Below are 21,934 nucleotides of genomic sequence, written 5' to 3'. Positions count from 1 at the left end.
AACTCAGCCGAAGATCGGGCCCGTGTACTTCTCGCCCGGACCCTGACCCGGCTCGTCCGGCACCTCGGACGCCTCGCGGAAGGCCAGCTGCAGCGACTTCAGGCCGTCGCGCAGCGGGGCCGCGTGGAACGAGGAGATCTCCGTGGCGCTCGCGTCCATCAGACCGGCGAGCGAGTGGATCAGCTTGCGGGCCTCGTCCAGGTCCTTGTGGCCTTCGCCGCCCTCGGCGAGGCCCAGGTTCACGGCCGCGGCGCTCATCAGGTGGACGGCGACCGTGGTGATCACCTCGACCGCGGGGACGTCCGCGATGTCACGGGTGAGGGTGTCGAAATCGGGGGAGTCACCGGGGGTGGACTCGGGGGTGGGGGTCGCGTCGCTCATGTCCCACACGATAAGCGGAGCCCCACCCGGACCGAGCCGCGGGAGTACGTCGGCGACGCTGATTAGCCGCACCCCCGTGGAGCTGCTAACCTTGTGTAACGACCGGCCGGATACTCGCGTGCCACGCAGAGACCCGGCCCACAAGTGGAGGCTCCGCTTCCCACCTGGTCGCTCTCCGGAGCGGCGGGTCACCGGTCAGGCGGCCGCAGTCCCCGAGACTACGGCAGGCCCGAAGACGCGCCCCGCGATCAACGCGGAGGTGCTCCGGTAGTAATGGAGCCCCTTCCTGTGATCGGTTGGGGCATTTTTCATGTACTCACTCGGTTGGTCGATCAACAGACGTAACGCGGCTGTCCGCCAGACCGCCGCGTGGTGCTACCGAGGAGGATCCATCAGCGCCGAGCCCCGCATCAACGACCGGATTCGCGTTCCCGAGGTGCGACTTGTCGGTCCCAGCGGCGAGCAGGTCGGGATTGTTCCGCTTGCCAAGGCCCTGGAGCTCGCACAGGAGTACGACCTCGACCTGGTCGAGGTGGCGGCGACCGCCCGTCCGCCCGTGTGCAAGCTCATGGACTACGGGAAGTTCAAGTACGAGTCGGCCATGAAGGCCCGTGAGGCGCGCAAGAATCAGGCGCACACGGTCATCAAGGAGATGAAGCTCCGGCCGAAGATCGACCCGCACGACTATGACACCAAGAAGGGTCACGTCGTCCGGTTCCTCAAGCAGGGCGACAAGGTCAAGATCACGATCATGTTCCGTGGTCGCGAGCAGTCCCGGCCGGAACTCGGCTACCGACTGCTGCAGCGTCTCGCGAACGACGTCGAAGACCTCGGGTTCATCGAGTCGAACCCGAAGCAGGACGGCCGAAACATGATCATGGTCCTCGGTCCGCACAAGAAGAAGACCGAAGCCATGGCCGAGGCCCGCGAGGCCCAGGCGGTCCGCAAGGCGGACGCGAAGGCCAACCCGGGCCGCTCGCAGAACTCCGTCGCGGAGGAGCCCGAGGCTCCTGCGGAGGCTGCCGCCGAGGTCGAGGCGCCCGCCGAGGAGCCTGCAGAGGCCTGATCCAGGACGCGCCTCCCACGCGCGCCCTGGATGACAACCGATAGATCTGACGCTCCCTGCCACCGGTTCGCAGGAACCGAAACGGCAGGGAGTGCCAATGACGAGGAGAGAACGGCGCTATGCCGAAGAACAAGACGCACAGCGGTGCCAGCAAGCGCTTCAAGATCACCGGCTCCGGCAAGGTGCTCCGTGAGCGCGCCGGCAAGCGCCACCTGCTCGAGCACAAGTCGTCCCGTCTGACGCGTCGCCTCAGCGGCAACGCCGAGATGGCCCCGGGCGACGCCAAGAAGATCAAGAAGCTTCTCGGCAAGTGAGTCCGGGCGCACACCGCGCCTGAACTCTGACCGGGACCCAATCGATACCGGGTCGTGTGAGTCCAACCACGGCCCCGCTACAAGGAGTTAACAAGTGGCACGCGTCAAGCGGGCAGTCAACGCCCACAAGAAGCGTCGGGCGATCCTCGAAGCGGCCAGCGGCTACCGCGGCCAGCGCTCGCGCCTGTACCGCAAGGCCAAGGAGCAGGTCACCCACTCCCTGGTCTACAACTACAACGACCGCAAGAAGCGCAAGGGCGACTTCCGTCAGCTGTGGATCCAGCGCATCAACGCCGCTGCCCGCCAGAACGGCATGACGTACAACCGCCTCATCCAGGGTCTGAAGGCCGCCAACATCGAGGTGGACCGCAAGATCCTCGCCGAGCTGGCCGTCAACGACGCGAACGCGTTCGCCGCGCTCGTCGAGGTCGCGCAGAAGGCTCTGCCGTCGGACGTCAACGCCCCCAAGGCGGCCTGACGCCCCCCGCTCATTCAGCGTGACGTTCGGACCCGTAAGCCGCCCGGCTTACGGGTCCGACGTTGTTCGGCCACTCGTCTGCCGACGCCTGACCGCTGCCGTCCGCGGGTCCGTCTCGGCTGGTCGCGCCCACGCGGCGGAGCCGCAAATAGAGACAGCCCCGCGCCCCTTACGGGGCGCCCCCGCTTCACGAAAGTGACTTGATGCCCGCCAGCCCCGAGTTGATCTCCCCCAAGTCTCCCCGCGTCAGCGCCGCCCGGCGGTTGGCCAAGCGGAACTTCCGGGGGAAGGAGCAGCTGTTTCTCGCCGAGGGGCCGCAGGCCGTGCGGGAGGCCGCCGCGTATGCGGACACCCTCGTCGAGTTGTTCGCCACCCTCGACGCCGCCGAGCGGCACGCCGACATCGTGGGGGAAGCCCGTGCCGCGGGGGCCCGGGTGCACCTCGCCGACGAGGACGTCATCGCCGACATCTCGACGACCGTCACGCCGCAGGGGCTCGTCGGTGTCTGCCGGTTCATCGACACCCCCTTCGACCGCATCCTCGCCGAGAGGCCCAAGCTGGTCGCCGTCCTCGCACACGTCCGTGACCCCGGGAACGCCGGCACCGTGCTGCGGTGCGCCGACGCCGCGGGAGCCGACGCGGTCGTCCTGACGGACGCATCCGTGGATCTCTACAACCCCAAGTGCGTGCGCGCGTCGGTCGGTTCGCTGTTCCACCTGCCCGTCGCCGTCGGCGTACCCGTCGAGCGGGCCGTCCAGGGGCTCAAGGACGCGGGTGTGCGGATCCTGGCCGCCGACGGGGCGGGCGAGGACGACCTCGACGACGAGCTCGACAAGGGCACCATGGGCACCCCTTCCGCCTGGGTCTTCGGCAACGAGGCCTGGGGGCTGCCGGAGGAGACCCGCGCACTCGCCGACGCCGTGGTGCGTGTTCCGATCCACGGCAGAGCCGAAAGCCTCAACCTCGCGACGGCGGCGGCCGTGTGCCTCTATGCGTCCGCCCGTGCACAGCGTGCGGCTGGAGGGTGCCGTTCCGTCACTCCCAGCTAGTAGGGTGACGGGCTCGGAGGCCTCCTGCGCCGATCCGAGAGGTGGGGTACGGGGAATGAGCATCGGCACGAGCAGATCACCGGGAGTACGGGACGTCCTGTGTACTCGCGCGGACCATGGCGCCCTCGGTGACCTCGGCGGGCTCGGTCTCGACCCGGACGACCTGCCCGACGGCCTCGTCGTCGCGGACGAGACGGGTCACGTCATCTGTTTCAACACCGCGGCCGAGCGCATCACCGCGGTGAGCGCCGCCGACGCCCTGGGAGCGCCGCTGGAGCGTGCCCTCCCTTTAGAGGACCTCGAAGGCCGTCGCTGGTGGCAGCTGACCGATCCGTACGGCGGCCTTGCCACCCGCTTCGCCCAGCCCGAGCGCAATCTGCTGCTCCCCGGCGGGCGTGAGGTCCTCGTCTCCGCGCGCTATGTGCGCACCGCGCCCACCGGCCCCGTACGCCGCGTCGTCGTCTGCATCCGCGACACCGAGGCCCGCCGCCGCACGGAGCGCAGCCACGCCGAGCTGATCGCCACCGTCGCCCACGAGCTCCGCTCGCCCCTCACCTCCGTGAAGGGCTTCACGGCGACGCTGCTCGCCAAGTGGGAGCGCTTCACCGACGACCAGAAGAAGCTGATGCTGGAGACGGTGGACGCCGACGCCAACCGCGTCACGCGGCTCATCGCCGAACTCCTCGACATCTCTCGCATCGACTCGGGACGCCTCGAACTGCGCCGTCAGCCCGTCGACATCGGTGCCGCCGTCGGCCGCCACGTCCAGGCCCACGTCGCGTCCGGCCAGGACGCGGACCGCTTCCTCGTACGGATACAGCAGCCGCTGCCCGACTGCTGGGCCGACCCCGACAAGATCGACCAGGTACTCAGCAATCTGCTGGAAAATGCGGTGCGGCACGGCGAAGGAACCGTCACCATCGACGTGGCGCCTTCGTCGTCACCGCGCGAGTGTGGCGGGGCCGAGACGGCCGTGACCGTGAGCGACGAGGGAACCGGCATTCCGGAGGAATCGATGGGCCGTGTCTTCACCCGCTTCTGGCGGGGCAGCAAGCGCGGCGGGACGGGACTCGGCTTGTACATCGTGAAGGGCATCGTGGAGGCGCACGGCGGGACGATCACCGTCGGCCGCGCGCCCGGCGGCGGCGCCCAGTTCCGATTTACGTTGCCCGTGGGCACCCCGGCGTATCTCCTCTGATCCTCACCGATCACCTCTGATCCGCCCCAGCACCGCCCGCGGGCTCATTCACCTGCGCCACCCCCGTTAGACTCGATCCTTGGCACGTTTGCGTCCCCCTATGTGGACGATTCGTCTCCGAGTCGTAGACGGGGACCATCACCAGCCAACCGGAAGCACGGGAAGAGATGTCGGCACCGAACAAGTCGTACGACCCTGTTGAGGTCGAGGCACTGAAACCTGAAGAGATCGAGCGCATGCGGGACGAGGCGCTCGCCGCCTTCGCCGCCGCGGGCGACCTCGAACAGCTCCAGGAGGCCAAGGTCGCGCACACCGGCGGCACCTCGCCGCTGGCCCTCGCCAACCGCGAGATCGGCGCGCTGCCCCCGCAGGCCAAGGCCGAGGCCGGCAAGCGCGTCGGCATGGCGCGCGGCGCGGTCAGCAAGGCGCTCGCCGCCCGCCAGACCGAGCTCGAGGCCGAGCGCGACGCCCGGGTGCTCGTCGAGGAGGCAGTGGACGTCACGCTGCCGTACGACCGCGCCCAGGCCGGTGCCCGGCACCCGCTGACCACGTTCATGGAGCGCGTCGCGGACGTCTTCGTCGCCATGGGCTACGAGATCGCGGAGGGCCCCGAGGTCGAGGCGGAGTGGTTCAACTTCGACGCCCTGAACTTCACCCCGGACCACCCGGCCCGGCAGATGCAGGACACCTTCTTCGTCCAGGGCCCCAAGGGCACTGAGGGCGACGAGTCCGGTGTCGTGCTGCGCACGCACACCTCGCCGGTGCAGGCCCGCGCGATGCTCGACCGCGAGCCGCCCGTCTACATCGTCTGCCCCGGCCGTGTGTACCGCACGGATGAGCTGGACGCGACGCACACCCCGGTCTTCCACCAGATCGAGCTGCTCGCCGTGGACGAGGGCCTGACCATGGCCGACCTCAAGGGCACCCTGGACCACATGGTCCAGTCGCTCTTCGGCGCGGACATGAAGACCCGCCTGCGCCCGAACTACTTCCCGTTCACCGAGCCGTCCGCCGAGATGGACATGGTCTGCTACGTCTGCCGTGGCGAGTCCGTGGGCAACCCCGACCGCCCCTGCCGCACCTGCGGCAGCGAGGGCTGGATCGAGCTGGGCGGCTGCGGCATGGTCAACCCGAAGGTGCTCACCGCCTGCGGCGTCGACCCCCAGAAGTACAGCGGATTCGCCTTCGGGTTCGGCATCGAACGGATGCTGATGTTCCGCCACAACGTCGAAGACATGCGAGACATGGTCGAGGGTGACGTCCGGTTCACCCGGCCCTTCGGGATGGAGATCTGATGCGGGTCCCGCTTTCCTGGCTGCGGGAGTACGTCGATCTCCCCGCCACCGAGACCGGCCGTGACGTACAGGCCAAGCTCGTCGACGTCGGCCTCGAGGTCGAGACCGTCGAGCAGGTCGGCGCCGGCCTCACCGGGCCGCTGGTCGTCGGCAAGGTGCTCACCATCGAGGAGCTGACGGAGTTCAAGAAGCCCATCCGCTTCTGCACCGTCGACGTCGGCTCCGCCAACGGCACGGGCGAGCCGCAGGAGATCGTCTGCGGCGCACGGAACTTCGCCGTCGGCGACAAGGTCGTCGTGGTGCTCCCGGGCGCCGTCCTGCCCGGCGACTTCAAGATCGCCGCGCGCAAGACGTACGGCAAGACCTCGCACGGCATGATCTGCTCCGGCGACGAGCTGGGCATGGGCGACGACGGAAGCGGCGGCATCATCGTCCTTCCGCCCGAGCACGAGGTCGGCTCCGACGCGATCAAGCTGCTCGAACTGGTCGACGAGGTCCTGGACATCGCCGTCACGCCCGACCGCGGCTACGCGCTCTCGATGCGCGGCGTCGCCCGTGAGACCGCCATCGCGTACGGCCTGCCGCTGCGCGACCCGGCGCTCCTCGACGTGCCCGCGCCGAACGCCTCCGGCTACCCGGTCAAGATCTCCGACCCGATGGGCTGCGACCGCTTCACCGCGCGCACGGTCACCGGCCTGCGGCCCGATTCCCGCTCGCCGATCTGGCTGCAGCGCCGCCTGCAGAAGGCGGGCATGCGCCCGATCTCGCTCGCCGTCGACATCACGAACTACGTGATGCTGGAGCTCGGCCAGCCCCTGCACGCGTACGACCGCTCCCGCATCGAGGGCACGATCGGCGTGCGCCGTGCCGAGCAGGGCGAGAAGTTCACGACGCTCGACGGCGCCAAGCGCGTCCTCGACGCCGAGGACCTGGTCATCACCGACGACCGCGGCCCGATCGGCATCGCGGGCGTCATGGGCGGCGCCAACACCGAGATCGCGGACCACGAAGAGGCGGCCGGTACGACGGACGTCGTCATCGAGGCCGCGCACTTCGACGCGATCTCCATCGCCCGCACGGCCCGGCGCCACAAGCTGCCCTCCGAGGCGGCCAAGCGCTTCGAGCGCGGCGTCGACCCGCTGGCCGCGTCCGCCGCCGCGCAGCGCACGGTGGATCTCCTGGTGCTGCTCGCGGGCGGCACCGCCGAGGCCGGGGTCACCGAGGTCATCGCGCCCTCCGCGCCCCACACGATCGCCATGCCCGCCGATCACCCGGACAAGGTCGCCGGAGTGGAGTACGGCCGCGAGACCGTCGTCCGCCGCCTCCAGGAAGTCGGCTGTGACGTGTACGGCCAGGACGCCCTGACCGTCACCGTCCCGTCCTGGCGCCCCGACCTCGCCGAGCCGAATGACCTCGCCGAAGAGGTCATCCGTCTCGAGGGGTACGAGAACCTCCCGTCGACGCTGCCCAAGCCCCCCGCGGGCCGCGGCCTGACCGACCGGCAGCGGCTGCACCGCCGCATCGGCCGTGCGCTCGCCGGAAGCGGATTCGTCGAGGCGCCGAACTACCCGTTCATCGGCGAGCAGGTCTTCGACCAGCTGGGCCTGGAGCCGGGCGACCCCAAGCGCCGGGTCGTGAAGCTGGTCAACCCGCTCTCCGACGAGGAGCCCGCTCTTCGTACGACGCTGCTGCCGGGGCTGCTCGGCGCGCTGCGCCGCAACGAAGGCCGCGGCAGCCACGACCTGGCGCTCTTCGAGACGGGCCTGGTCTTCGAGCCCCGTGACGAAGCCCGGGTCGCGGTGCGTCTGCCCGTCGACCGCCGTCCCACGGACGAGGAGATCGCCTCGCTGACCGAGGCCCTCCCCGTCCAGCCCCGGCACGCCGCCGTCGTCCTCGCGGGCGCCCGCGAGCAGGCCGGCTGGTGGGGCAAGGGCCGTCCGTCCGAGTGGGCCGACGCGGTCCAGGCCGCGCGCGCCCTGGCCGCCGAGTCGGGCACCGAACTGCTCGTGCGCCAGGGCCAGTACGGTCCCTGGCACCCGGGCCGGTGCGCCGAGCTCGCCGTCGTGATCGACGGTACGGAGCAGGTCATCGGGCATGCGGGCGAGTTGCATCCGCGCGTCGTCAAGGCGCTGGGTCTGCCCGCGCGCACCTGCGCGATGGAGCTCGACCTGGACCGTCTGGAGGACGCGAGCGCCGGTGTCCCGCAGGGGCCGAAGATCTCCACCTTCCCGGTCGCCACGCAGGACGTCGCGCTCGTCGTCGACGGGGGAGTCCCCGCCGTCGACGTCGAGAAGGTGCTTCGCGAGGGCGCGGGTGAACTCCTGGAGTCCATCCGCCTGTTCGACGTCTTCACCGGCGAGCAGATCGGCGCCGGCAAGAAGTCGCTCGCGTACGCGCTGCGCTTCCGCGCCGCCGACCGCACGCTGACCGTCGACGAGGCCTCCGCGGCCCGTGACGCGGCCGTCGCCCTGGCGGCCGAGCGGACCGGCGCGGTGCTGCGCGGAGCGTAGTCACCGCCAGTAGCCGCCGCCAGGCGCACAAGAGGCGCAAAGAAGGGCGTATCCGGACCTCCGGGTACGCCCTTCACTCGTTTGAGTGGCAAGTAAGCCCTCTCTAGTCCGATCGGCTCAGGCGGTCGACAGAATCAGTCCGGCCGCAGGGGCCGTGATCTGTAGGTCTGCGCGGACCTCACGCTGAACAGGGCCTTAGGGGGGCCATCGGCATGATCCGTATCAAGGCTGGAGCTCCCCGCGGGGTGCTGCTCCGGGCGAGGAGCCGGGCCAGGCTCCGGGCGAAGGGCCGGGCGAAGGGCCGGGCGAAGGGCCGGGCGAAGGGCCTGACGAGGGGCTTGGCGAGGGCCGCCGGGACGAGGGTGCCCCGTCTGGATCCGCCGCGGCTCCGGCGCGTTCTCACGCTCGGCCTTCCCACGGTGTGGGGCGCGGCCGCCATCACGTACAAATTCGTCTGCCCGCTCGCCCATCAGGACGGCCTCGGGGTGCGGATCGCCACCAGTGCGGTCTTCTTCGCGGTCGGCACCGGCCTGATATTGCATGTCCGCGGCACACTGCTGAGGGAGTTGCGCCAGCTCCGCGAGGTCGCGGGCGCCGTGCAGGACGTCCTGCTGCGCCCGCTGCCGCCACGCGTCGACGGCTTGGCGGTCGCGGCCGGGCGGATCTCCGCCTCCCGCGGCGCCAGTGTGGGCGGCGATCTGTACGAGGTGGCGGCCACCGATCACGGCGTCCGCGTGGTCATGGGCGATGTGCGCGGGCATGGACTCGCCGCCATCGGTACGGCCGCGGCGGTGCTCGGCAGCTTCCGCGTCGCGGCGCACGAAGAGCCGGAACTGCCGGTCGTGATGCGGAAGTTGGAGCGCGCCCTGGGGCGTCATCTGCGGGAGCGTTCGCGGGCCGAGCATCCGGCGAACGGCGGTGCGGTGCCGGAAAGCCCGCCGGCCGAGGAGTTCGTCACCGTACTCCTGATGGAGATCGGCGCGGACGGCGGGATGACCGCGCTCAACTGCGGTCATCCCTGGCCGTACCGCCTGAGCGGGCACGCCGAGCCGGTCAGCGGTGGGGAGCCGCTGCCGCCGCTCGGCCCCTTCCCGCTCCCGGCCGAACTGCCCGTCCTGCACTGCGGATCACTCCTTCCCGGGGAGGCGCTCGTGCTGTACACGGACGGCATGGAGGACGCGCGGGACGCGGCCGGACGGTTTTTTCCGCTCCGGGCGGCGCTCGCCGAAGCGGTGCGGGTCCCGCCGGTCGCGCCCCAGACAGTGATCCGCTCGGTGTACGCCCAACTGCTGCGCCACGCCGGTCGGTCGCCCACCGACGACGCCGCGCTGCTGGTCCTGCGCAACGATCGCCGACGTGTGTCCCTGCGGCAGGAGGAGACGGTGCGTCGGCAAAGCACCATGACGTGACGCACCGTCGGTTCCTGCCGGCCATGCGCCGCCCGGCCCCGCCTTGGAGTGTCGGGCAGACAGCGGGGCGGACGGCGCCAGTGAGGGCCGCCGCACTATTCGAGGGGGAGCCGACGGCCCGGCCGGCCTCCTTGTGAGGAACCTCAGTCAAGCGTGACGGGAGTGGCGACGGCAGAGCGCACACCCCCCGGATTCGGGCGTTCCGTTCACACCCCGTGTGAAGCCACCTCTACTACGCTGACCACACCGAGCCACCGGAGGGCCTCCATGCAGCCCAATACCCTGCTCGACGCGATCCTCGACGAGGCGGGAATCTCTCACGCGGGCCTTGCCGCCCACGTCAATCAGGCAGGGAAGAGGCGCGGCCTCGCCCTGCGCTACGAACACACCGCCGTCTCCCGGTGGTTGAAGGGCCAGCGCCCCCGCGGCCAGGTGCCCGACCTGATCTGCGAGGTCCTCGCGGGGCGCCTCCAGCGCACCGTCACCCTCGACGACATCGGCCTCGGGGTGCCGGGCCTGCCGGCCCCGGGCGTCGGCTCCATGGCCTCGACGCTGTCCGGCTTCGTGGAGAGAGCCACCGCGCTGTGGCGCTCCGACGAACAGCAGCGCCCGCATCTCCTCGGCGCCCCCGCCGTCACCGGAACGCCCGCGGTGATGCCGGTCTGGGAGTGGGAGAACCCGCCCGAGGACGTGGACGTCTCGCGCGGCGGACGCCATCAAGTCAGCACGGCCGACATCGACATGATGCGCGCGGCCCGCGCCCACTACGAGCAGATGTACCGCAAGACCGGCGGGATCGCGACCCGCACCCGCATCGTCGGCTTCCTCAACGCCGAGGCCGCCCCCCTGCTGCGCGGCAGCTACACGGACGAGACGGGCCGCCAACTGCACAGATCCACCGGGGGCTTGGTGGCCATCGCGGGCATCTGCGCCTACGACTCGGACGCCCACGGCCTGGCCCAGCGCTACTTCCACCAGGCCCTGCGTCTGGCAAAGGCCAGCGGGGACAGGGGACTTGGCGGCTACGTCATCGCGCTCCTGGTCAACCAGTCGCTGTTCATGCGCGAGTACCGCCAGGCGGTGGCCTTCGCGGAGGCCGCGCTGCGCGCCGCGGGGCGCGATCTCACCCCGGCACTCGCATCCGACCTCTACGCCATGCAGGCCAAGTCGTACGCACACCTGGGCGACGGCAGCAGCGCGCTGTCCTGCATCCGGCGTGCCGAGGCCGCGGCTGACCGCATCCGGCGTGGGCGCGAGCCGGACGAGACCGGCTATGTCCAGCCGGGACTCGTCAACGTACAAGTGGCGGAGGCGCTGCTCAGCCTCGGCGACCTCACGGGAGCGTACGAGCACGCGGCGGCGGCGGTGGACACGCCGGCACACGACCGGGGCCGGGTCCATCGGCTCGCCATGCTCAGCCAGATCGAACTGCGCCAGGGGAACACCGACGAGGCCGTGGCCACGGCGGTGGAAATGGCACAACAGGCACGGGGGATGGAGTCCCAACGGCTGCGTGACCGGCTGCGCGCCGTGCGGGAACATCTGGTCCGCAGCGACTGCGCGGGCACGGCCGAGGCGGCCGAACTCATCGACGGGGCACTGCGCGTACCCCTGTGATGCGCACCGCGCGTACGACACCGACGACACACGGCGAGCACTGAACTCCGGCGTCGTCCACACGCTGCTCTGAACACCCTCCTGCTGCGATATTGCCATCTACTCGGCGGAAGGTGGCAGAACCGTGCAGTGGACGAAACAAAGCGAACACACTGTGTATGGAAACCGATGGTTCACGGTCAATCTGGCAGATGTCGAACTGCCCGACGGCCGGCACCTCGACCACTTCCTGATACGGCTGCGGCCCGTCGCCGTGGCCACGGTGGTCAATGAGGCCAACGAGGTGCTGCTCCTGTGGCGGCACCGTTTCATCACCGACAGCTGGGGCTGGGAACTGGCGGCGGGCGTCGTCGAGGACGGCGAGGACCTCGCGTACGCGGCTGCCCGGGAAATGGAGGAGGAGACCGGTTGGCGGCCGGGCCCGTTACGACACCTGATGAGTGTCGAGCCGTCCAATGGGCTCACCGACGCCAAGCACCACATCTACTGGTCGGATGAGTGCACCTACATCGGTCATCCCGAGGACGACTTCGAGTCCGACCGCCGTGAATGGGTCCCGCTCAAACTCGTCCCTGACATGGTGGCCCGCGGTGAAGTACCGGCCGCCAACATGGCGGCCGCACTCCTGCTCCTGCACCACCTGCGTCTCGGCCAGGACGCGCACTAACGGCCGATGGCCTGCCAGACTGCCACGGCGAGCGCACCGACCGCCGTGAGGGCGAGAAGGGCGGGCAGCGGCCAGCGTGTGTGCTCGAGTGCTGTGATCCTCACGGTCAGCTCGTCCTGGCTCTTGACGCTCTGTTCGTCATGTTGGGTGAGCAACGCCAGCTGTCCGTCGACGCGGGCGAGACCCACGTCCAAGCTGCGGCGTAACTCGGCGAGTTCTTCCGGGACCACGCGAGATTCGGGGTCGGCGGTCACGTTGCGTTCCTTTCTGTAGCTGTCCATCCCCCTGATGCGCACGGAAAGTCAACTCGCCTGGTGGCCAAGGCGGGAGAGTGTGCGAAGGGCATATGCGAGCCCGAGGCGCACACGGTGTGTGAACGGCGCGGGCCCGGCACTCGATCGAGTGCCGGGCCCGCGTGTGGTGCGAAGGTCCCGGGTGCCGGTGTGCGGCGCAACCGGGCGTGGGTACGTCAGGCGTACGGGTAGAAGCCCGAGCCGGACTTCCGGCCGAGCCTGCCCGCGTCCACCATCCGCTGGAGCAGCGGGGGAGCGGCGTACAGCGGCTCCTTGTACTCGGCGTACATGCTGTCCGCCACCGAGGCGACGGTGTCGAGGCCGATCAGGTCGGCGAGCTTGAGCGGGCCCATCGGGTGGGCGCAGCCCATCTCCATGCCGTTGTCGATGTCCTCGCGGCTCGCGATGCCCGACTCGAACATCCGGATGGCGGAGAGGAGATACGGGATGAGCAGCGCGTTGACCACGAAGCCCGAGCGGTCCTGGGCACGGATCGCGTGCTTGCCGAGGACCTTCTCGACCATGGTCTGCGCGCGGCTGATGGTCCCCTCGGACGTCGTGAGCGCGGGGATCAGCTCGACGAGCTGCTGCACCGGGGCCGGGTTGAAGAAGTGGATGCCGATGACCGCGTCCGGGCGGGACGTCGCGACGGCCAGCTTCACCAGCGGGATGGACGAGGTGTTGGAGGCGAGGATCGCGTCCTGCCGGGTCACCACCTGGTCGAGCACCTGGAAGATCTCGGTCTTGACCGCCTCGTTCTCGACGACCGCCTCGATCACGAGGTCGCGGTCGGAGAACTCCCCGAGGTCGGTCGTGAAGCTGAGACGGGCGAGCGTCTCGTCTCGCTCCTCGTCCGAGATCTTGCCGCGTTCGGCGGCCTTGGAGAGGGAGTTGTAGAGCCGGGTGCGGCCGATCTCCAGGGCCTCGCCGGTCGTCTCCGCGACCTTCACGTCGAGTCCGGAGCGGGCGCAGACCTCCGCGATCCCGGCGCCCATCTGGCCACAGCCCACTACTCCGACGCGTGCGATGTCGGGCATAGAGTCGGTCACCTCGTGCCTTTCGCTGATCAACGGGCGGGCAGCCCCCCGTACGGGTTCGGTCTGCCCCAGCGGCGAACGTTACTCCGGAACATCAGGTGCGTGCCGTGCCGGGTCGGGCATGCTGTCCCCTACAAACTGCGGTTCCGGCGGAATTCCAGGCCCAGGGGGCGAGCGGATGAGGCGTATGTCACGCCGAGGGTTCACGATTGCGGCGGCCGCGATGGTGGCGGGGCTCACAGCGGCGGGGGACGCGGCGGCCGTGCCCGAGCGGGCCCGCCCGCGACGTGAACTGCGGGGCATGTGGCTCGCGACCGTCGCCAACCGCGACTGGCCGTCGAAGCCCGGACTCACGGCGGACCAGCAGCGCGCCGAGCTGATCGGCCACCTCGACACGGCCGTACGGCGCAGGCTGAACGCCGTGGTCTTCCAAGTGCGGCCCACTGCCGACGCGTTGTGGCCTTCTCCGTACGAGCCGTGGGCGGAGTGCCTCACCGGCGTACAGGGCAAGCACCCCGGCTGGGACCCGCTGGGCACCGCCGTGGCCGAGGCACACAGCAGGGGCCTCGAACTGCACGCCTGGTTCAACCCCTTCCGGATCGCCAACCACACGGACCCCTCGCGCCTCGTCCCGACGCACCCCGCGCGGCTGCACCCCGACTGGGTCGTGCCGTACGGCGGGAAGCTCTACTACAACCCCGGCCTGCCCGAGGTGCGGCGCTTCGTCCAGGACGCGATGCTCGACGCCCTGCGCCACTACGCCATCGACGCGGTGCACTGGGACGACTACTTCTACCCGTACCCGGTCGCCGGGCAGGTCTTCGACGACGACGACGCCTTCGCGCGCTACGGCGGCGGCTTCCCCGACCGGGCCGCCTGGCGGCGCGACAACATCGACCGTCTCGTGCGCGAGATGGCGGCGCGCGTGAAGAAGGTGCGGAGGCACGCCCAGTTCGGGATCAGCCCCTTCGGGGTCTGGCGCAACGCCTCGACGGATCCGCTCGGTTCGGACACTCAAGCAGGCGTGGAGACCTACGACGACCTGTACGCCGACACGCGCGGCTGGGTCAGGAAGGGCTGGCTCGACTACATCTGCCCGCAGCTCTATTGGAACATCGGCTTCACCGTCGCGGACTACGGCAAGCTGCTGCCCTGGTGGGCCGATGCCGTCGAGGGCACGGGCGTGTCCCTGTACGTGGGCGAGGCCCTCTACAAGGCGGGCGACCCCGCGCAGCCCGCCGCATGGCAGGATCCCGCCGAACTGTCCCGCCACCTCACGTACGCCAAGGGGTTCCCACAGGCGCGCGGGCACGTGTACTTCTCGGCGAAGGAAGTGGGCGTGGACAAGATCGGCGCGATGGCGCGCGTGGTCGCCGACCACTACCAGGAGCGGGCCAGGCCACCCCGCTGATCTTGTCTCCCAGCTGCTTCTCCCGGCTGCTTGTCTCCGGGCGGCTCGTCTCCCGGCTGCTCGTGTCCGGCCGGGAGCTACTGAGCCGGGTCCTCGTGCCGTACGACGGTGTCGGGGCCCGGCGACATGACCGTCTCGTGGCCGTCCTCGAGGCGGACGCGGTACGGCGGTCCGCCGTCCGTGCCCAGCACCTCGACGACCTCCGCGATCCGGTCGTGCTGCCCGACGACCCTGCCGTGGACCACCAGCTTGTCGCCTACGGTTGCACGCATCTGGAGCGACCTCCTCGTCCCACCCTGCGGTTGCTTTCCGTGGCCGTCAGTCTACGTCCGGTGGCCTGACCTTGGGCCCTGGCGGACGCCGTCTAGCCGCGAGCCCGTTGAGTGACCGCGATGCACACGAGGACGGCCGCAGCGGTCAGCGGCGCGGCGATCGTGAGGTGCTCGCCGAGCAGGAACACCGACCAGACGAGCGTGAGCAGCGGCTGCGCGAGCTGGAGCTGGCTGGCCTTGGGCACGCCGATCGCCGCCATGCCGCGGTACCAGACGACCAGGCCGAGGAACTGCGAGCCGATGGCCGCGTAGAGCAGCCCGGCCGTGCTGTGCCCGGTGAGCTGGAAGGACTCGTGCTGGAGGGCGACGGCCGCCCCGGCCACGGAGAGCGGCAGGCACAGGACCAGCGCCCAGCCGATGACCTGCCAGCCCGGCATCTCGCGGGCGAGACGGCCGCCCTCGGTGTAGCCGGCCGCGCAGATGAGGAGCGAGGCGAAGAGGTAGAGGTCGGCGGTCGACAGGGCGCCGCCGCTCTGCTGCACGGTGAACGCGATCACCGCTGCGGCGCCCGCGAGGGCCGCCGCCCAGAACGTCCGCGAGGGTCGCGCTCCGGTGCGCAACGCCGAGAACACGGCGGTCGTCAGCGGGAGCAGGCCGACGACCACGGCCGCGTGGGCGGTGGTGGACGTCTGCAGGGCGAGCGTGGTGAGCAGCGGGAAGCCGATGACGACTCCGGCGGCGACGACCGCGAGCCCGGCCCAGTGGCGGCGGGCGGGCAGCGGGATGCGCAGGGCGAGCAGCGCGCCGCCCGCGATGACCGCGCTCAGAGCACAGCGCAGGGCCACGAACGACCAGGGGCCGAAGCCTTCGAGGCCCCAGGCGGTGGAGGGGAAGGTGAGAGAGAAGGCCGTGACGCCGAGCGCGGCCATGACGGTGCCGCTGCGGCGGGAGCTGTGTCGGGGGGCGCCGACCGGTTCGGCCGGGGCTTCCCGGGTGCCCGTGGCGGTGGTGACTGCTATCCGACTCGGGCGAGTAGCGCTATCCTGTGCTGTCATGCATGAGGGTAGCAGTGTCGCTGAGTTGGCAAAACAGTTGCGGAGCGAGTTGGACCGCTACTCACCGGGTGGAAAGCTGCCGTCAAGTCGGGCGCTGGTCGACCGGTTCAGGGTGAGCCCGGTGACCGTGTCGCGGGCCCTGGGGCAGCTGGCCGCCGAGGGCCTGGTCGTCTCGCGGCCCGGCGCCGGTGTCTTCCGCGCCGAGCCGCAGGCCGCCGCCGCGCCGGCGGGGGACACCTCGTGGCAGGAGGTGTCGCTGAGCGCCGACGCGGCCACGGAGCTGGTGCCGCGTGCGGTGGACGCCTCCGGGGTCCTGGTCACGCTCGCCGCACCGTCGCCCGGCGTCATCGAGTTCAACGGCGGCTATCTGCACCCCTCGCTGCAGCCCGAGCGCGCGATGGCGGCGGCCCTCGCGCGGGCCGGGCGGCGGCCGGGAGCGTGGGGGAGGCCGCCGATCGACGGGCTTCCCGAGCTGCGGGAGTGGTTCGCGCGGGGCATCGGCGGCGCGATCACCGCCGCCGAGGTGCTGATCACCGCGGGCGGCCAGAGCGCGCTCACCACGGCGCTGCGGGCGCTCGCCCCGCCCGGCGCGCCCGTCCTGGTCGAGTCGCCGACGTATCCCGGCATGCTGGCGATCGCCCGTGCCGCGGGGCTGCGGCCGGTCCCGGTGCCGGTGGACGTGGACGGCGTACGCCCCCAGCTGCTCGCCGCGGCGTTCAAGGCCACGGGGGCGCGGGTCTTCGTCTGCCAGCCGCTGTTCCAGAACCCGACGGGGGCGGTGCTCTCCGCCGAGCGGCGCCCGGAGGTGCTGCGCATCGCGCGCGAGGCCGGAGCCTTCGTCATCGAGGACGACTTCGTGCGCCGCCTCGTCCACGAGGACGCGGGACCGCTGCCCAGGCCGTTGCAGTCCGACGACCCCGACGGGGTCGTCGTGCACGTCTGCTCGCTCACCAAGGCCACGTCGCCGAGCTTCCGGGTGAGCGCCCTCGCCGCGCGTGGGCCGGTCCTCGAACGGCTGCGCGCGATCCAGGTCGTCGACCACTTCTTCGTGCCGCGACCGCTCCAGGAGGCGGCGCTCGAACTGGTCGGGTCCCCGGCCTGGCCGCGCCATCTCCACCAGGTCGCGGGCGAGTTGAAGGACCGCAGGGACGCGATGGTGGCGGCCCTACGCCTTGACCTGCCCGAACTCGCCCTGCCGCACATCCCCGCGGGCGGCTACCTCCTGTGGCTGCGCCTGCCCGACGGCGCGAACGAGGCGGAGCTGGTGAGCGCCGCGCAGCGCGCGGGCGTCGCGGTGGCCCCCGGCCGTGCGTACTTCGCGGCCGAACCCACGGCGGCGTACCTGCGCTTGAGCTTCGCGGCGGTCGCGGGGCCGGGGGAGATCGGCGAGGGGGTACGCAGGCTGCGCCGGGCGTGCGACGAGGTGTGGGGGGCGTCGGGCTGAGGCCCTGGCCGCCTGTCCCACCAGGTGAAATCTACTCGACGGTGCTTCGGGGCGCCTGTAAGCCTTGCGGCCATGACCGACGTACTTCATGAACTCCCCGCCGGATACGAGCTCTCCACCGACGCCGCCCGCCTCGACGTGCCCCGGATCCACCAATGGCTCTCCACGGACGCGTACTGGGCCATGGGGCGACCGCGCGAGGAGCAGGACCGGGCGATCGCCGGATCGCTCAACTTCGGGGTCTACGCGGCGGCTTCCGGCGAGCAGGTCGCGTACGCACGTGTGATCACCGACCGCGCGACCTTCGCCTGGCTCTGCGACGTGTACGTGGATCGGGCGGTGCGCGGCAAGGGTTTCGGGAGCGCGCTCGTGGCCGGGGTCAGGGACCACCTGGAACCGTACGGTCTGCGGCGGATTCTGCTGGCTACGGCCGATGCGCACGGGGTGTACGAGAAGGTCGGCTTCAGCGCTCTCGACGAGCCGGAGAAGTGGATGGCGTGGGGCCGGCAGTGAGTGGTCCCCGGACGGTTCACCGAGCGGCCCCTCGGGCGCGTGGAGCGCGCGCCTACTCACGGTGAAGCCTTGACCTGTGCAGCCGCGCACTCCACGATCACCGCATGCACGTTCGCGTCTCGCTCATCGCCGCCGCGCGCAGCGGCTCGCTGCTCGCCGAGCGCTTCGACGACGACCGGCCGCTCGACCAGTCGGGCTGGCACGAGGTGCAGCTCGCCGCGCCCGCGCTGCTGCCGCTCGGCGTGGCCGAGCTGCGCTACTGCTCGCCCACGCCGCGTAGCCGCGCCACCGGTGACGCCCTCGGCTTCGCGCCCCTGGCCCAACCCGCCCTGTGCGACTGCGACATGGGGCGCTGGCGCGGTCTGACCCTCGGCGACGTGACGGCGAGCGAACCGGCCGCCGTCGACGCGTGGTTGCGTGATCCGCGCTCGGCACCGCACGGCGGCGAGTCGCTCCTCGCGTTCATCTCGCGGATCGGCCGCTGGCTCGACACACGCCCCGTCGACGACGGCGCACGGATCCTCGCGGTGGCCGAGCCCGCAGTGGTCCGTGCCGCCCTGGTCTACGCCCTGAAGGCGCCCCCGTCGACGTACTGGAACATCGACGTCCGCCCCCTGTCGACGGTCACCCTGACCGGCCACGGCGGCCGCTGGAATCTGCGCATCGAAGCCGCGGGCGAAGGGGCCGCGGCGAGCGGCGGCTTGTGAGCCCCGCTGTGCCCGAGGCCTGCGCAGCGTCGTGCGGCAGAAGGGAGCCGGGCACGCGACGGTGCGGGCGAACGCGGCGCTCGCGCCTGAGGCCGTGCGGATCGCCACCGACCCCGGCTTTCCCGGGACGGACGACGTCACGGAGCTGTTCGCGGCCCTGTGGGGTCGAGTCGTGTGTACGACGTCGTGAGGATCAGGTCCTTGGCGGGGCCGGCCACGCGCCAGCGCGTCCGCCAGCTCCGCTCGTCGTCCACCTCGAACTCGCCCCGGTAGAGGTCCAGCGCGCACGGATGGTCGGCGGTGTGCCGGCCGGTGCGCAGGTCCAGGTCGTGGAAGGGGCGGCCGTCGGCGAAAGTGACGTGCGCGACGGCCGGGTCGTCGCCCGGCAGGAAGCGCAGCGTGCGTTCGGCGGGGCGGGGCGTGCCGCGCCAGGTGAAGGTGCCGGACTCGTGGTGCAGGAGGCCGTCGTCGGCCCAGCTGAACACCGTCGTGCCGGAGAAGTGGCCCTCCGTGCTGCCCGCCACGTCCCGCGCCGTCCGCTCCACCCGCCAGGTCCCGGCGAGGTAAGCGAGCACGTCCGGCACGCCGTGCGACGCCTCGCTCATCGCGCACCCCACCCCGTGTCGGCCGCCCACCGCTCGGCGCCCTCCATGAGCACATCGGTCGCCGGGGCCTTGATCTGGCCGTAGTCCGGCAGCTGGGGCACGCTCCGGGCGGGCCGTTGCTTAAAGGTGCCCCACGCGTCGCGTGCCGTGTCGTTCGCGCGCAGGTAGTCGCGGAACAGCAGGGCGTAGCGGGCGTTGGGGCCGCCGTTCTCCCGTACGTGGACGTTGCAGCGGCGGGCTCCGGGCGGCGGGGCGCAGACCAGCTTGGGGCAGTGGTGGCCCGCCGACAGCTCGGAGTGGTTCCACGGCTCGGGCCGCAGGCGGAAGCCGATCGCGGTGAGCGCGGGGGCGAGGCGGCTCTCGTCGAGCGAGTCCACCCGCACGTGCGCGTCCACGCAGTCCTTCGCCGCGAGTCCCGGCACGGACCTCGAGCCGACGTGGTCGACGGCGGCCGCGAGGTCCCCGAGGGCGGCCCGGAGCGTGGACGCCAGGCGCGTGAAGTCCGTCGGCCACGACGGTCGGTATGCCACCACGACCAGGGCTTCGGCTGCTTCGTCCGGAAAGGGCATGCCCCGCAGATTACGCGGCCCCGGCCTCCGCCCCGGCCGCCGCCCACTGCCCAGGATGTCTACTTGTCGACGAACGTGAGACTGCCCTCGTCGTACCGCGTCCCCGCGACCGCGCCCGCGGGCGCCACCGTGTCGATCGCCGCGATCTCGTCGGCGGACAGCTCGATGTCGAGCGCGCCGAGGTTCTCCGTGAGGTACTTCTCCCGGCGCGTGCCCGGGATCGGCACCACGTCGTCGCCGCGGTGCTGCACCCAGGCAAGCGCGAGCTGCCCCGCCGTGACGCCCTTCTCGGCGGCGAGCGCGTCGAGGGCGGTCACGATGGGCAAGTTCCGCTCCAGGTTCCCGTCGGCGAACCGCGGCTGCCCGCGCCGCATGTCGCCTTCCTGGAGCCCGGCGACCGAGGTGTAGCGACCGGTCAGGAAGCCGCGCCCGAGTGGCGAGAACGGCACGATGCCGATGCCGAGCTCCCGGCAGACCGGCGCGATCTCCGCCTCCAGGTCCCGCGTCCACAGCGACCACTCGCTCTGCAGCGCGGCGATCGGATGCACCGCGTGCGCCCGCCGGATCGTGCGCGCGCTCGCCTCGGAGAGCCCGAGGTGACGCACCTTCCCGGCCTCGACGAGCTCGGCCATCGCGCCGACGGTCTCCTCGATCGGCACGTTCCGGTCGACGCGGTGCAGGTAGTAGAGGTCGATGTGGTCGACGCCGAGCCGCCGCAGCGAGTCGTCGCACGCCTGGCGTACGTAGGCGGCGTCGCCCCTGATCTCCGTCGGCTCGCCCAACTTGTTGGCGAAGCCGAACTTCGTGGCGACGACGGCCTGCTCGCGCCGCCCGGCCAGCGCGCGGCCGATCAGTTCTTCGTTGTGCCCCGCGCCGTAGAAGTCGGACGTGTCGAGCAGGGTGACGCCGAGGTCGAGGGCACGGTGGAGCGTCGAGATCGACTGCGCGTCGTCCGAAGCTCCGTACGCGTGACTCATCCCCATACAGCCGAGCCCCTGCGCCGAGACGGTCAGTGATCCGAGACGGCGCGTGGGAATGCTGGTCATGCCGGTACCTCCAGGTGGAGCCGTGTGCCCTGCTTCAGGCGGACGACCTCGACCCTAGGAGTTGGAGTCGACTCCAAGTCAAGCTGTTTCCGCGGGCCGTGCGGCGCCCGCTTCGCTCACTTCTGGTCGGCGGCCGCGTGCAGGGCCGCCACGTCGAGCTTCTTCATGCCGAGCATGGCCGTCATGGCGCGCTGTGCGCGCCCTTCGTCCGGGTCGGACATGAGCTTGCCCAGGTCGGCGGGGACAACCTGCCAGGAGAGGCCGAACCTGTCCCTGAGCCAGCCGCACGGGCCTTCTTCGCCGCCCTCGGAGAGCTTGGCCCAGTAGTAGTCGACCTCTTCCTGGTCCGCGCAGTCGATCGTGAACGAGACGGCTTCGTTGAAGGTGAACTCAGGGCCGCCGTTGAGCGCCAGGTACTGCTGGCCGTCGAGCTCGAAGTCGACGGTCATCACGGTTCCGGCCGGCCGCGGACCGGCCTCGCCGTAGCGGGCGACGTCCGTGATCTTCGAGTTCGGGAAGACCGAGACGTAGAACGTGGCGGCGTCCTCGCCCTGTGTGTCGAACCAGAGGGTGGGCGTGATGCGGGGCATGACTCTCTCCTGTCGTCGGCGGAGCGAGGGTGGGCCGGACCCGGCCGGCCCTCGTGCTTGTACTGACCCCCGCCCCCGCCGAAACTCATCGCGCCAGGTGGGTCCGGTGCGAACTCAGCCTTCGTCGCGGCGACGCTCGGCCGTCTTGCCGCCGTCGTACGTCTCGGGTTCCTCGACGACGTCGGTGCCGCTCGCCTCGGTGTCGGCGGGCGGCTTCCGCTCCGGCGCCGAATCCGTCTTCCCGATCCAGCGGGCGCCCTCGCCCGAGACATACCTGTCCCCCATGGAGACGCCGTCCGGCTCTTCGTCGCGTCGCTTCTTGCCCATCACTGCTCCTCGGTCACGGTCCTGGTCGCTTTCGGTACGGGTCGTTTCGGTACGGGTCGCTTCCCAGTAGCGCACCGACGC

The 21,934-nt window shown here is 71.0% G+C and carries 24 protein-coding genes; 14 read left to right on the top strand and 10 right to left on the bottom strand.

The genetic code is table 11. From position 1 onward, the window contains the following. Positions 1-3 precede the first annotated feature (3 nt). Positions 4-381 carry a DUF1844 domain-containing protein gene (locus tag AC5P1C_RS19865; protein ID WP_493867202.1) on the bottom strand — a complete coding sequence of 126 codons (378 nt, stop codon included), beginning with the start codon at positions 379-381 and terminating at the stop codon, positions 4-6. A gap of 310 nt (positions 382-691) precedes the next feature. On the opposite strand from AC5P1C_RS19865, the gene infC reads away from it, so the two are divergent. The 10 genes from infC (at position 692) to AC5P1C_RS19815 (ending at position 11,984) form a co-directional block, all read left to right on the top strand. Beyond that, positions 692-1,447, top strand: a complete 756-nt coding sequence (gene infC, locus AC5P1C_RS19860; protein ID WP_493867201.1) for a translation initiation factor IF-3 — start codon at positions 692-694, stop codon at positions 1,445-1,447. 119 nt (positions 1,448-1,566) lie between these two features. Further along, entirely contained in the window at positions 1,567-1,761 is a 195-nt protein-coding gene (gene rpmI, locus AC5P1C_RS19855) for a 50S ribosomal protein L35 (protein WP_135330421.1), read from the top strand. Between the two features lie 94 nt (positions 1,762-1,855). Then, entirely contained in the window at positions 1,856-2,239 is a 384-nt protein-coding gene (gene rplT, locus AC5P1C_RS19850; protein ID WP_003970214.1) for a 50S ribosomal protein L20, read from the top strand. A gap of 203 nt (positions 2,240-2,442) precedes the next feature. Then, a complete protein-coding gene (locus tag AC5P1C_RS19845) occupies positions 2,443-3,288 on the top strand; it encodes a TrmH family RNA methyltransferase (protein WP_493867200.1) in 846 nt (281 codons plus the stop codon). A 55-nt stretch (positions 3,289-3,343) separates the two neighbouring features. Further along, positions 3,344-4,486, top strand: coding sequence for a sensor histidine kinase (locus AC5P1C_RS19840; RefSeq protein ID WP_493867199.1), 1,143 nt, complete (start codon positions 3,344-3,346; stop codon positions 4,484-4,486). Positions 4,487-4,653: 167 nt separating this feature from the next. Continuing rightward, positions 4,654-5,781, top strand: a complete 1,128-nt coding sequence (gene pheS / locus AC5P1C_RS19835) for a phenylalanine--tRNA ligase subunit alpha (protein ID WP_493867198.1) — start codon at positions 4,654-4,656, stop codon at positions 5,779-5,781. After that, positions 5,781-8,291, top strand: coding sequence for a phenylalanine--tRNA ligase subunit beta (gene pheT, locus AC5P1C_RS19830; protein WP_493867197.1), 2,511 nt, complete (start codon positions 5,781-5,783; stop codon positions 8,289-8,291). Before pheS ends, pheT begins: the two co-directional genes overlap by 1 nt. Before the next feature lie 212 nt (positions 8,292-8,503). Then, positions 8,504-9,700, top strand: a complete 1,197-nt coding sequence (locus AC5P1C_RS19825) for a PP2C family protein-serine/threonine phosphatase (RefSeq protein WP_493867196.1) — start codon at positions 8,504-8,506, stop codon at positions 9,698-9,700. Between the two features lie 267 nt (positions 9,701-9,967). Beyond that, a complete protein-coding gene (locus AC5P1C_RS19820) occupies positions 9,968-11,317 on the top strand; it encodes an NsdA family TPR-like regulatory protein (protein ID WP_493867195.1) in 1,350 nt (449 codons plus the stop codon). A gap of 124 nt (positions 11,318-11,441) precedes the next feature. Further along, positions 11,442-11,984, top strand: coding sequence for an NUDIX hydrolase (locus AC5P1C_RS19815; RefSeq protein WP_493867194.1), 543 nt, complete (start codon positions 11,442-11,444; stop codon positions 11,982-11,984). Here AC5P1C_RS19815 and AC5P1C_RS19810 read toward each other — a convergent pair. Further along, complete coding sequence (locus AC5P1C_RS19810; RefSeq protein ID WP_361056987.1) at positions 11,981-12,238, bottom strand: hypothetical protein; 258 nt, start codon at positions 12,236-12,238, stop codon at positions 11,981-11,983. The two genes, AC5P1C_RS19815 and AC5P1C_RS19810, sit on opposite strands and share 4 nt — an antisense overlap. A gap of 215 nt (positions 12,239-12,453) precedes the next feature. Continuing rightward, entirely contained in the window at positions 12,454-13,314 is an 861-nt protein-coding gene (locus tag AC5P1C_RS19805; RefSeq protein WP_493867193.1) for a 3-hydroxybutyryl-CoA dehydrogenase, read from the bottom strand. 178 nt (positions 13,315-13,492) lie between these two features. On the opposite strand from AC5P1C_RS19805, the gene AC5P1C_RS19800 reads away from it, so the two are divergent. Next, positions 13,493-14,725: a glycoside hydrolase family 10-like protein gene (locus AC5P1C_RS19800; RefSeq protein WP_493867192.1), complete on the top strand. Its 1,233-nt coding sequence runs from the start codon at positions 13,493-13,495 to the stop codon at positions 14,723-14,725. A 77-nt stretch (positions 14,726-14,802) separates the two neighbouring features. On the opposite strand, the gene AC5P1C_RS19795 is transcribed toward AC5P1C_RS19800, so the two are convergent. Then, positions 14,803-14,997 carry a DUF1918 domain-containing protein gene (locus tag AC5P1C_RS19795; RefSeq protein ID WP_493867191.1) on the bottom strand — a complete coding sequence of 65 codons (195 nt, stop codon included), beginning with the start codon at positions 14,995-14,997 and terminating at the stop codon, positions 14,803-14,805. 92 nt (positions 14,998-15,089) lie between these two features. Next, positions 15,090-16,052, bottom strand: a complete 963-nt coding sequence (locus tag AC5P1C_RS19790; protein ID WP_493867190.1) for a DMT family transporter — start codon at positions 16,050-16,052, stop codon at positions 15,090-15,092. Here AC5P1C_RS19790 and AC5P1C_RS19785 point away from each other — a divergent pair. The 3 genes from AC5P1C_RS19785 (at position 16,051) to AC5P1C_RS19775 (ending at position 18,716) form a co-directional block, all read left to right on the top strand. Continuing rightward, complete coding sequence (locus AC5P1C_RS19785; protein WP_493867189.1) at positions 16,051-17,496, top strand: aminotransferase-like domain-containing protein; 1,446 nt, start codon at positions 16,051-16,053, stop codon at positions 17,494-17,496. The genes AC5P1C_RS19790 and AC5P1C_RS19785 overlap by 2 nt on opposite strands. A gap of 72 nt (positions 17,497-17,568) precedes the next feature. Further along, positions 17,569-18,009 carry a GNAT family N-acetyltransferase gene (locus AC5P1C_RS19780; RefSeq protein ID WP_493867188.1) on the top strand — a complete coding sequence of 147 codons (441 nt, stop codon included), beginning with the start codon at positions 17,569-17,571 and terminating at the stop codon, positions 18,007-18,009. Between the two features lie 104 nt (positions 18,010-18,113). Beyond that, complete coding sequence (locus tag AC5P1C_RS19775; RefSeq protein ID WP_493867187.1) at positions 18,114-18,716, top strand: histidine phosphatase family protein; 603 nt, start codon at positions 18,114-18,116, stop codon at positions 18,714-18,716. A gap of 137 nt (positions 18,717-18,853) precedes the next feature. On the opposite strand, the gene AC5P1C_RS19770 is transcribed toward AC5P1C_RS19775, so the two are convergent. The 5 genes from AC5P1C_RS19770 to AC5P1C_RS19750 form a co-directional block, all read right to left on the bottom strand. Next, a complete protein-coding gene (locus tag AC5P1C_RS19770; RefSeq protein WP_493867186.1) occupies positions 18,854-19,321 on the bottom strand; it encodes a DUF6314 family protein in 468 nt (155 codons plus the stop codon). Beyond that, positions 19,318-19,890, bottom strand: a complete 573-nt coding sequence (locus AC5P1C_RS19765) for a GrpB family protein (protein ID WP_493867185.1) — start codon at positions 19,888-19,890, stop codon at positions 19,318-19,320. The genes AC5P1C_RS19770 and AC5P1C_RS19765 overlap by 4 nt, the downstream gene beginning before the upstream one ends. 59 nt (positions 19,891-19,949) lie before the next feature. Then, positions 19,950-20,936, bottom strand: coding sequence for an aldo/keto reductase (locus AC5P1C_RS19760; RefSeq protein WP_493867184.1), 987 nt, complete (start codon positions 20,934-20,936; stop codon positions 19,950-19,952). A gap of 116 nt (positions 20,937-21,052) precedes the next feature. Beyond that, positions 21,053-21,526 (bottom strand): VOC family protein, encoded by a 474-nt coding sequence (locus AC5P1C_RS19755; protein WP_493867183.1) that lies wholly within the window; start codon positions 21,524-21,526, stop codon positions 21,053-21,055. A 114-nt stretch (positions 21,527-21,640) separates the two neighbouring features. After that, a complete protein-coding gene (locus AC5P1C_RS19750) occupies positions 21,641-21,853 on the bottom strand; it encodes a hypothetical protein (RefSeq protein ID WP_493867182.1) in 213 nt (70 codons plus the stop codon). Positions 21,854-21,934 lie beyond the last annotated feature (81 nt).

The organism is Streptomyces sp. A18, assembly GCF_059026065.1.
The sequence above is the reverse complement of the archived record's forward strand: the minus strand, read 5'-3'. Positions and strand labels throughout refer to the sequence as shown.